Source organism: Kribbella alba, assembly GCF_039529635.1.
In the GTDB taxonomy this organism is placed as follows: domain Bacteria; phylum Actinomycetota; class Actinomycetes; order Propionibacteriales; family Kribbellaceae; genus Kribbella; species Kribbella alba.
On record NZ_BAAANE010000007.1, the window covers coordinates 14,562 to 25,406 of the forward strand.

The window sequence follows — 10,845 nt, forward strand, 5'->3', positions numbered from 1 at the left end:
GAATTTGCTGGTCCGCGGGAAGGAGAACCATGGCTACTTCGAAGCAACAGCTCACCCGATCCAATGTCGGTGCATGGGTGTTCAAGGGAAATCCGCAAGACACGTGGGACTACTTCGCTGCGCTGGAGAACGAAAGCCGCGCACCGGGTGTCCTTGTCGGTGAGACGTGGACGGTGGGAACCACGTATCGTACTCATCTCATCCAGCCGGAAGATCTGATGGTGCTCTGGATAACCGGCACGAAGGATCCGGGGATCTACGAGATCGGCAAGGTCAGCGGCACGCCCAAGGAGATTGACGGCATCGACGAGAATTACCTCGTCAACCCTAATCTGGCCAAGAAGCGGACGTACGCCGTCCCCTACACATCCTTGTTGTTGGGACACGCGGTTCCGCGCGCCGATATGAAGGCGGACCCCATACTTGGGATGTGCGAGCAATTCGTCATTCCGGTGATTGGTAATCCGACGTACCTCACGCCCGAGCAGCGCGACGCACTGCTCGTCTTCATCTCGCCTGCCGAGCTGCGCATTGCGGGTTGGCCCTCGTAGAGGGTCAGGGTGCTTCCGCGCCCATCGAGTTGGCCGGCTACATCGGCAGCATCGGGGAGGCAGATTCGTTCTGGACATGCTGGTCGGTGACTGGCAACGCGTCATCAACTAGCGCTTGGGTCGCTGCCGAGCAACCTGTGGTCCGGACGACATGCGCGCCGCCTACACACGCCTGGTCGGTGGCGGCTACACCCGTCGCCTGATGACGTGACGCCAGCACTTCGGGATTGCTCGGATGCATGGCAGCACGGCGTGCGCGAACCGAACGCCAGCAGAGAACGCGACTAGGTGGTGGACTCAGGCGTCGGTGATGTCCGGTGGTGATTCGTCGGTCTTGGCATGGTCGACTGCTAGCTCCTCCTCGAGGAGCTGAAGTACGTTGATAGGTGGCTCGCTGTTGTCTGGGCCGTCGTCTGAGGGCGACTCGGTGGGCAACCCGGTGCTTGTGAAGTCATCTTGCTTCTCCGCGAGGAAGCGCTCACGATATGCCCAATATGCGGCATCCAGGACATCGTCGATCAGCTTGTAGTTGAGCGACGAATTCAGGAAGATGCCGGCGAGGGGCACGAACTGCCCCAGTTTCTGTTGTGTCAAACGAACGCTAAACTGAGCGGCGAACCGTTGCGCGACGCGCGTGAGTACGTGCTGGTTCAGCTGCTGCCAGGACGCGCGACGAGCGAGCTTCTGTGCCAGTGCCGAGAGTTCCCGGTACGCGGCCATCTTGCTTGCGGTGGTCTGAGCGCTACCTAGCCCGATAATCGAGAGAATAAAGAGTTCCTCGGATGGATCCATCGGGTCGTAGCCGTAATACAAAGCCAGATGAGCCACGCCGCGGCTCGCGGCTCCCAGGACGAAAACCGCGTCTGTCGCAACGGTAGCTGCGAGTAGCCCCACACCGGGAACCAGGCCGACTCCGGCTCCGGCAACAGTTCCAGCCGCAACCATCGCCTCCGCTCCGGCGATGATGCCGCCAGCGGCGAAACCTTCTGTGGCCGCGGCTGATGCATACAGGACCTTCATCCGCTTCGGCACGACATGCTGCTCGACAATGTCCAGATCGAGCTGGCGAACGTCGCTGATGTTATCGATGTCGATGCCGCGTCGCTGATAAGCCCGCACGAGTCGCTGCTCGGAGAGTGTCACCCTGCTGACTTGCGATGTTGCCTTGCCCATGCCCTGGGCAGCTTTGAGCAACGCATCGGTGACATGCGGCCGCACAAACTTGACGGGCGGCAGCATGTTAATTCGACCCGCCGCTCTCTGTGCGGATCTGCGAGCAGCCGGTGGTATGAGGCGCTTTGGCGACGCCTCGAGCTTGCGTCGCTTGTGTTCGGCGATCTCGCGCAAGACACGACGTTCGTACTCGGAAAGTTCCATCTGGTGCTCCCCACCTATAGATCCCGCAGACACGTCGCCGTCGCAGCGCTCCTTGCTCGGACCGCTACCGCCTCCGCCCGCTCCCTTTGTCTTGATCGCAATCATCTGATGACGCGTTACAGAAGTCAGTCGGCGACCGAGCCGGTGACTGTGATTGACGTGACTCGGAGGGACGGGACGGTGGTCTCGCCGCCGATCTGAGTGTCGTATGACAGCGAGCCGCTGACGGTGACCTTCGCGGTGAACAAATCGTCTTCCACCAGGTCAGCCAGCTCGAGTACATCGCCCGCCAGGACGGTGTTCGTCGGGTAATCGACGTATCCATACGACGGCCGGTGACGCACGCCGTCCACGTCGGCTCGGAATGAGTCGGTGCCGGTCGCGGCGTCGAACTGTGCGACTCGTCCGTAGATGATGATGGCCTCGCCGATGTGGGCATCGGGGCTCTTGGCGATCAGCTTCCACTGGCGTGACGTGATCTTCTTGTACACAACGGGTTTCGGCTTGGCCGACACTGTCGGCGGAGCTTTGGACGTTGGCAGGGTTGAGGATGGTGCCGGTGGCGGCGTAGTACGGGCTACGACGGGGGCCTCAGGAGTCGTGGTTGTCGATGTCGCCCGAGTCGCCGACACCGCGGGGGAGTCGGCCGGATCTGTGGTCGCCACTACGATCGCCGAGCATCCTCCGACTACCGTGATGAAGCCGGCCAGGCAGATCAGCAGAACATTGCGGACGGTATGAGGCTTCGGTGGTTGCTGGGGCGTGAACGGCGGCGGCCGGAACGGTTGGTTCGGATTGTGGAAGGACATGGCAGACTCCCCCTGCTGCAAAGGATTGTGGTGGCGTCGCCCCAACGCTTCAGCCGAAGCGACGCCAGGCCGAGATCAGAACGTCGCCTCGGCGGTGACCTTCTGGTACTTGCCGAACTTCCCGTCCGGCAGGCAGTTCAAGTCTTCGGTCTGTCCGGGCTCGAGGTCGCTGCCATTGCAATCCACGTTCCCGAGTACCTCCCCCGTGGCGGACAGGAACTTCAGGTGGAAAAACGCGGTGGAGGTGGCATCACTGACGTTCTTCACCTTGCCGACGACGCTGAACATGCCGGTCTCGTTGACGACCTTCCAGCCGGACAGCGTCTGGTGCTTGCCGATCGTGAAGGCCGTGCCGACGGCGACATCGCGTGGAGCGCTGCGATCATCCTGCTTCTGCACCTCGTTGCTCGCTGAATTCAGGAGCGCGGCGCAACCGCCGATGCCGACGACGAACAGGACTCCCAGGATCAGGAGCACAATCGGCCACTTCCGACGCTTCCTTGGCGAGGGAGCGTACTGCGGATACGGCTGAGCCATTGGATTCCCCTTGATGTGATGGTGTGCGGCCAAGCCGCGGCGATGACGGCGTGACGGATTGCGCAGCCGGGCCGGATCCCCCAGATGCCGGCCCGGCTGGCTCCTCCCCCAACCGAGATGATCGAAGCACATGTGAACTAAGTTCACAAGACTTTCGTCGGATATGATGCTGTCGTAGAGTTTCGTTCGAGCGGGAGTGTCAGATCACGACACGAGGACACAATGCGTAGCCGCCGTGCACCGGCTGCCCATGCCTGAGAGACTGCGCAGGGGTACAGACGGTCGCGGAATCGGCGACACGGAGGGGATGAAATGGGGAACGACACTGCTTCGGTGACGAGGCAGCAGGAGAGGCCGGAAGGGTTGTCGATCGGCGCTCTGGTGGAGGTTCGAGGTCAGCGCTGGATCGTGGGAGAGGTGGACGCGGGGGAGTCGTCCACTTTGGTCACCTTGCAGAGCACCGAGGACGGCCGGTACGGCGATACGCTCGAGGTGATCTGGGAGGTTGAGCCTGGTCGCCGAGTGCTGCCGAGTGGCTCCCTCCCTGAAGTGGCGACGCGGCGTTTCGATCCGCCGGAGCGGTTGGCCGCCTTCCTCGATGCGGTCCGTTGGTCAGCGGTAACTTCGGCGGATGCTCGGTTGCTGCAGGCGCCGTTCCGATCAGGCGTTGACATCGAGGACTACCAGCTCGAGCCAGTCGCTCGCTCGGTCGAAGCGCCTCGAGTGAACCTGCTCCTGGCCGATGACGTCGGCCTCGGTAAGACCATCGAAGCCGGACTTGTCGCGCTGGAGCTGCTGCTTCGGCACCGCGCTCGGCGAGTGATGATCGTGTGCCCGGCCGGCTTGACCCTCAAGTGGCACGACGAGATGTCGGAGAAGTTCGGCCTCGATTTCACGATCGTGGACTCTGAGCGATGCGCCGAAGTTCGCCGTACTTATGGAAGCGCCGCGAATCCGTTCCAGATCTACCCGCTGACCATCGTCAGTCTGCCGTGGTTGCGCGGACAGAAGGCCGAGCGCCTCCTGCGAGAGGTGGTGCCGGCCGAAGGACCGTCGTACCCGCGCACCTTCGATCTGTTGATCCTGGACGAGGCGCATCACGTCGCCCCCGCGGCGCCCAAGCAGCGGTATGCCGTCGACTCCCAGCAGACCAAGCTGATTCGCTGGTTGGGACCTCATTTCACCCACCGGCTGTTCCTGTCGGCAACGCCGCACAACGGATACCAGGAGTCGTTCACCGCGCTGCTCGAGATCCTCGACGATCAGCGTTTCGCCCGCGGCGTCGAGCCTGACCGCAGCGCTGTGAAGGACACCGTCGTACGGCGGTTGAAGCGGGACATCGTCAGCGCGGATGGCACTCCTCGATTCGTCGAGCGTGTCGCCACGGCGATCCCGGTGAGCTATCCCGAGAGCGAACGCGAGATCCACGCTCTGCTGACTGAGTTCGCGCGCATCCGGCGGACCCGGGTGGCAACAAAGGGAGGCCGTAAGGCGACCGACCTCGTCACGTTGCTCCTCAAGAAGCGGATGTTCTCGAGTCCTGCCGCTCTGGCCCACACGGTCGGCGTCTACATCGAAACCCTGAGCGCGAAGCGTGGCACGCGGCGTACTGCGGCCCAAGACGAAGTACCTGACTGGTTGGAAGACTTCTTCGAGGACACGGCAACGTACGACGACGAGCAGCTCGCCGACGCCGAGGACGACGCCATTGGGCGCACCGAGAACCTCCAGCCCACAGCGGATGACGCAGAAGCCGCACTGCTGAAACGGATAGAGACCTGGGCCCTTGCGCAGGAGGCAAAGCCAGACGCGAAGGCGCGCGAGCTGGTCACCTATCTGAGGGCGATCTGCCGCCCGGATAGGGACTGGACGAACGAGCGGGTGGTGATCTTCACCGAGTACCGCGACACACAGCGGTGGCTCGCTGACATCCTTCGTCAGGAGGGACTGGGCGGGGAGCGGCTCGAGCTGCTCCACGGTGGCATACCGACCGATGAGCGGGAGCGGCTGCGGCTGGCCTTCCAGAAGGAGCCGGCCGAGCATGCAGTCCGGATTCTGCTGGCGACCGACGCCGCGAGCGAAGGCATCGACCTGCAGAACTACTGCCACCGGTTGGTGAACTACGACATCCCCTTCAACCCCAACAAGCTTGAGCAGCGAATCGGTCGCGTCGATCGCTACGGCCAGACCAAGGCGCCCGACATCCGCCACTTCGTCGGTACCGGCTGGGATCACGCGGTCGACTCCTACGAAGCGGATCTCGAGTTCTTGTCGCGAGTGGCGAACAAGGTCGCAAAGATGGAAGAAGACCTCGGCGCGGTCAACAGCGTCCTGGCCGATGCTGTCCAGCGCCGGATGCTTGGTCAGCGGGTCGATATCGAGGTCGAGAAGATCCGCAAGCCCACCGCACGCGACCTTCCGGCCGAGGCGACCTCTGGTGTCCGGGACCAGGTGCGTCGACTCCGCGATCGCATCGATCAGACCACCCACGAGCTGAACATCACGCCGTCGAGCGTCAAGCGAGTCGTCGACACTGCACTTGAGCTCGCTCGGCAGCAGCCGTTGATCTCGCATCTCGACGAGCGCGATCTTGCCGAGGGTCTGTACGACGTGCCGCCGCTGACCGGGTCTTGGCAGCGGGCCGCAGTCGGGCTGTTCGAGAAGCTCGATCGGCCAGACGAGGATCCGCGTCAGCTTCCGGTGACCTTCGACGGCGATGTTGCTCGCGGTCGCGACGACGTAGTACTTGCCCACCTCAACCACCCGTTGGTCGCAATGTCGACCCGGTTGCTGCGCGCAGGCGTTTCCAATCCGGAGATCGGACTCCATCGAGTGGCTGCGGTCGTCAGCGACGATCCGGCGCTCGAAGACGTTCTGGTTGGTGCCTACTCGCGGTTTGTCTTGGTCGGATCGGACGGTGTGCGCCTGCACGAAGAGGTCCTGTACGCCGGTGGGTGGGCGCCTGAAGCCGGGCGATTCCGACGGCTTGAGAATCTGGGCGTTCTCGGTGAGCTGCTCGATCGGGCACTGACAGACGGCAAGCCGGCCTCGGATGTAGTCGAGGCGCGCCTCGCGGATCGATGGACGCGCATCAACGACGGTCTGCTCTCTGCAATCGACTGGCGATCCCGTACTCGCCAGGAATCGTTGGAGCGCCAGCTCGCGCAACGGCAGGAGGCTGAGCAGGCACGCATCACCGCGAACCTTGACCAGTTCGCCGCGACCCTGCGCAACAAGCTGGCCGATGAGGACGATGACGAGGACACCTTATTCAGTACGTTCGAATTGAAGAACCCCGATGAGGTCGCGCAGTACCGCCGGGACCGGGCGTCCTGGGAGACCAAACTCGCGGGCATCACCGAGACCAGAGAACGCGAACTTGCGCTAGTCGCCGAACGCTATCGAGATCCACAGGCGCATCAGTTCCCGGTCGCGATCGTGTTTGTTGTGCCGCGGCGCGAGGCGATCCGATGAGCGCGGCGTATCGGCGGGGCAGGCAGGCGCCTGACTCCGCACAGGAACACCGCAACTGGTTGGCGCTTGTGGAGGTGTCTGGTCCGTTCCTTAGCTTGCCTGTACTGCGCAAGACGTGGCCGAGCCTGGACGCGCTCGACGGGAAGCAGCGGGAGCGGTTGCGGTTGGAGCATGCCCGTTGGCAGGAGATTGTCGCACCTGGCGATGCTCAATCGGAGGTCGCCGAGCAAGGCTGGATCGACTACGTGCTGCGTGAGTTGCTCGGTTGGGCAGATGACCTGCATACCTCGCAGTTGGAGGCATTCCGCGTTGAGGTCGGCGAGCATGACGCGCTGCTCGTCCCGTCGTTTGTGCTGTCAGGGTCGGGGGAGGAGCCGAGGCCTGACAGCGCACGATTGCTCGGCCTGGTTGTCGATCCGGCGCAACACCCGACGGCCCGTGTTGCCGAGTCCGAGTGGTCTGCGACGCCCGTGGATCGAATGGCGATGCTTTGCCGGCGGCATGGGGTCGAGCTCGGCCTGGTGACGAACGGACGTTGGTGGGCGCTGGTCTATGCGCCGAAGGGCAAGGCCACTGGTTCTGCTGTATTCGACGCTGTCGCATGGCAAGAGGCGGCTGAGCGCGATGTGGTTCGGGCATTCCGCTCGCTGCTCAACCGCGAGCGGTTCTTCGGAGTGCCTGACGACGAGAGTTTGACCGCTCTGTTCCAGGCGAGCGAAGCGGCCGGCGAGGAGATCACCGAGCGGCTCGGCGTCCAGGTGCGACAGGCTGTCGAGCTGTTGGTGGCGGCGATGGGTCGCTCAGATCTGCAGGCTCGCGAACGTGATGAGCCCGGCCTGACCGGTGTGGCGGCGCACGACGTGTACCGAGGCGCGGTCTCGGTGATGATGCGGATCGTGTTCCTGCTCTTCGCCGAGGAGCGCAAGCTCCTGCCGTCTGACAATGAGCTGTATGCCACCTCCTACTCGGCGGGCCGGCTATGCGCTGAGCTCGAAGAGCGCGCCCTCCAGGGCACAGAGGAAGAGCTTGAGAACACGCACGGTGCGTGGCATCGATTGCTGGCCTTGTTTGCTGCTGTGTATAGCGGGTTCGAGCATCCGAGGTTGGTCATGCATGGGCATGACGGCTCGCTGTTCAACCCAGACGAGTACCCATGGATGCCGCACACTATCGACGACCGGACCGTGCTGCACATGCTGCGAGCTGTCCAGTACGTAGAGATTGGCAGCGGACGCTCAAAGGAGCGGCGTGCACTGAGCTTCCGATCGCTTGATGTCGAACAGATCGGCTACGTGTACGAGGGTCTCCTGTCGTTCGACGCCTATCACGCCGACGATGTCGTAGTGGGCTTGATCGGCAAGGAGGGTCTTGAAGACGAGGTACTGCTGCGAGATTTGGAGTCGCTCGCCTCCGGCCACGCCGACGTGCCGGCACTGGCTTCAGCACTTGCGGATAAGTACAAGGACTCCAAGGTCGGATCGACGGCTGCACTTCAGAAGCGCCTAACGCCGCTGACTGGTCTGGAACGTGAGGAGGCCAGAAAGCGGCTGCTCGCGGTCACGCGAGGGAACTACCCACTTGCCGAACGGCTGTTGCCGTTTGCCGAACTCATCCGCGCCGATCTGCGTGGCCTGCCCATCGTCGTTCTTTCGGGCGGGCTCTACATAACCGAGTCGTCGTTGCGCAAGACAACCGGCACGCACTACACGCCGCGTTCGCTCGCGGAGCAGGTCGTTGATGGCGCGCTGGAGCCGCTGGTGTACTCGCCCGGCCCACTGGAGACGTCGGACAAAAAGCTATGGAAGCCGAAGTCGAGCGACGAGATCCTGTCACTCAAGGTCGCGGACATCGCGATGGGCTCAGCGGCGTTCCTGGTCGCTGCAGCTCGCTACCTGGGCAAGCATCTAGTCGAAGCGTGGTCTCGTGAAGGCGACTCCCGCGCCGGCGAGTGCCTTGCGCGCGAACGCGACATCGATGCCGAAGATGATCCCTTGGTCATCGAGGCTCGACGCCAGATCATCGAGCACTGCCTTTACGGAACTGACATCAACCCGATGGCCGTCGAGATGGCGAAGCTCTCGCTTTGGCTGGTTTCGATGGATCCGAAGAGGCCCTTCACCTTCCTAGACGACCGGCTGATCTCTGGCGACACGCTCTTGGGGATCACCTCGGTAGAGCAGTTGGAATACATGCACCTCGATCCCAAGCGTGGACGTGTGTTGCGTGAGGACGCCATGTTCGACTGGACGTCGGGAGTGCTAGCTCTGGTGGCCGACGTGGCCGCGGATCGGCGGGAACTTACAGAGATCGACGTGTGGGGGCCTGATCCGCTCGCTGCGCTGAACGCCAAGCGCGCGATGCTTGGCGACTCCAAAGCACGAATGAGCGAGCTGGGCTTGTTCGCCGACTTGCTTATCGGTGCGTCGCTGGCGAATGCGAAGCGCGGGGTATCCGGCTTCGACGTCGCAGCCCTGGAGTCCTCTCGGCTAATAGCTGAGTCCCGCCAGTCGAAGGAGGTCGATTTGGTGGATCGACGGCAGCGGTGGCTGGCCACGGACCAGGGGGACAGCGGCTTCAGTCGCGCACCGCTGCACTGGCCTCTCGAGTTTCCCGAGGTTTTTGAGGCTGGTGGGTTCGACGCGATTATCGGCAACCCGCCCTTCCTTGGGGGTACGAAGATCAGTGCTCCCCTTGGCGCCGCTTATCGAGACTATCTAGCGGAGGGGATCGCTGAGGGAGTGCGCGCGGGCGGCCGCTGTGACCTAGTTGCCTACTTTGTGCTCAGGGCACAGTCACTTCTTAGGGCGGGCGGTCAGCTAGGGCTCATCGCGACCAACTCGCTGGCGCAGGGGGACACCCGGGAAGTGGGCCTCGACCAGATTGTGTCCAAAGGGGCGACGATTCGGTCGGCCATAAAAAGCGCCCGCTGGCCGTCGCGCTCCGCGATGCTTGAATATTGTGTCGTGTGGGTAACATCCTTGGCGCCTTCGCGCGACGCCGCTATCTCGCTGGATGGTATTCGAGTTGTTGGAATCACCTCATCCCTGGATGTACTATCCAGGGCCGAAGGTTCCCCGCACCGCCTGTTTGCGAATAAGGGAGTGGCGCACCAGGGCTCGAAGCTAGATGGTATGGGCTTCACGATGGATGCCGATCGAGCGAAAGCCTTGCTGGCTAGCGAATTGAGGAACTCCGAGGTTCTGTTCCCATTCTTGGTTGGCGATGATATTAACTCGCGACCGGATTTTTCGGCATCTAGATGGGTAGTGAATTTCTATGATTGGCCCAAGGACCGTGCTGCGACTTATGTCGACTGCTTCGCTCACGTGGAGGCACTGGTCCGTCCAGGGCGACAGAGCCACAGCGAAGCGCGGGCACGCGAATATTGGTGGCGCTATCAGCGTTCACGGGGGGAGCTCTATGCGGTAATGAAGTCAGTCGACCGGGTTATTGCGCTGACTCGTCATACGAAGACGGTTACTCCCGTGTTCATTCGAACTGGTCAAGTTCTCAGTGATGCGATTGTCGTGTTCGGGTCGGATGACGCGGCGATGTTGGCGGAATTATCCAGTGAGCTTCATTTCTGGTGGACTGCGACGCGAGGCTCAAGCTTGGGTGCAACTATTCGATACACGCCATCGGACGTTTTTGAGACCTTTCCGCTCTCTCGGTTGACTGACGAGATGCGAGTGCTTGGTGATCGGCTGGACACATTTCGGCGCGATGTAATGTTGCACCGGCGAATCGGACTCACCAACTTATACAACGCTGTTTTCGACGAGGGCGTGCGCGACGGTGAGATCGACGAGCTGCGACAGATCCACCGTCAGATCGACGTGGCGACGATACGTGCCTACGGCTGGGATGACATGGTGGAGCAGGGGCTTGATCACGGATTCCACCAGGCCGGTGCTTACACGCGCTACACCATCGGACCTGCCGTGCGGCAGGAGATCCTTGATCGGTTGTTGGAGTTGAATCATGCTCGTTATGCCGAGGAAGTCGCAGCCGGCCTGCATGACAAGAAGGGCAAGGGCAGCAAGCGCAAACCTAAGCCGGTTTCGGATGACGAGGTGTTGTTCTGATGGGGACAGGGG

The 10,845-nt window shown here is 62.4% G+C and carries 6 protein-coding genes; 3 read left to right on the forward strand and 3 right to left on the reverse strand.

Features of this window, described 5'->3' with window-relative positions:
- Positions 1 to 29 precede the first annotated feature (29 nt).
- On the forward strand, positions 30 to 551 hold the full coding sequence (locus tag ABD210_RS18200; protein ID WP_344112816.1) for an EVE domain-containing protein: 522 nt from the start codon (positions 30 to 32) through the stop codon (positions 549 to 551).
- 297 nt (positions 552 to 848) lie between these two features.
- On the opposite strand, the gene ABD210_RS18205 is transcribed toward ABD210_RS18200, so the two are convergent.
- The 3 genes from ABD210_RS18205 to ABD210_RS18215 all read right to left on the reverse strand — a co-directional run bounded on the left by ABD210_RS18205 (position 849) and on the right by ABD210_RS18215 (position 3,214).
- Positions 849 to 1,928 (reverse strand): EcsC family protein, encoded by a 1,080-nt coding sequence (locus tag ABD210_RS18205; protein ID WP_344112817.1) that lies wholly within the window; start codon positions 1,926 to 1,928, stop codon positions 849 to 851.
- A 125-nt stretch (positions 1,929 to 2,053) separates the two neighbouring features.
- The gene (locus ABD210_RS18210) at positions 2,054 to 2,419 is read right to left on the reverse strand and encodes a hypothetical protein (RefSeq protein ID WP_344112818.1); all 366 of its coding nucleotides are present in this window, start codon (positions 2,417 to 2,419) and stop codon (positions 2,054 to 2,056) included.
- A 393-nt stretch (positions 2,420 to 2,812) separates the two neighbouring features.
- A complete protein-coding gene (locus ABD210_RS18215; protein WP_344112819.1) occupies positions 2,813 to 3,214 on the reverse strand; it encodes an FxLYD domain-containing protein in 402 nt (133 codons plus the stop codon).
- A 393-nt stretch (positions 3,215 to 3,607) separates the two neighbouring features.
- Between ABD210_RS18215 and drmD the strand changes: the two genes are divergently transcribed.
- A complete protein-coding gene (gene drmD / locus ABD210_RS18220) occupies positions 3,608 to 6,748 on the forward strand; it encodes a DISARM system SNF2-like helicase DrmD (protein ID WP_344112820.1) in 3,141 nt (1,046 codons plus the stop codon).
- On the forward strand, positions 6,745 to 10,833 hold the full coding sequence (locus ABD210_RS18225; protein ID WP_344112821.1) for an Eco57I restriction-modification methylase domain-containing protein: 4,089 nt from the start codon (positions 6,745 to 6,747) through the stop codon (positions 10,831 to 10,833). The genes drmD and ABD210_RS18225 overlap by 4 nt, the downstream gene beginning before the upstream one ends.
- The last annotated feature ends 12 nt before the right edge of the window (positions 10,834 to 10,845 follow it).

Bases quoted from the DNA above. Each gene is read 5' to 3' on its own strand.
- ABD210_RS18200 (WP_344112816.1), top strand. From the start codon at position 30: ATGGCTACTTCGAAGCAACAGCTCACCCGATCCAATGTCGGTGCATGG.
- ABD210_RS18205 (WP_344112817.1), bottom strand. From the start codon at position 1,928: ATGGAACTTTCCGAGTACGAACGTCGTGTCTTGCGCGAGATCGCCGAA.
- ABD210_RS18225 (WP_344112821.1), top strand. From the start codon at position 6,745: ATGAGCGCGGCGTATCGGCGGGGCAGGCAGGCGCCTGACTCCGCACAG.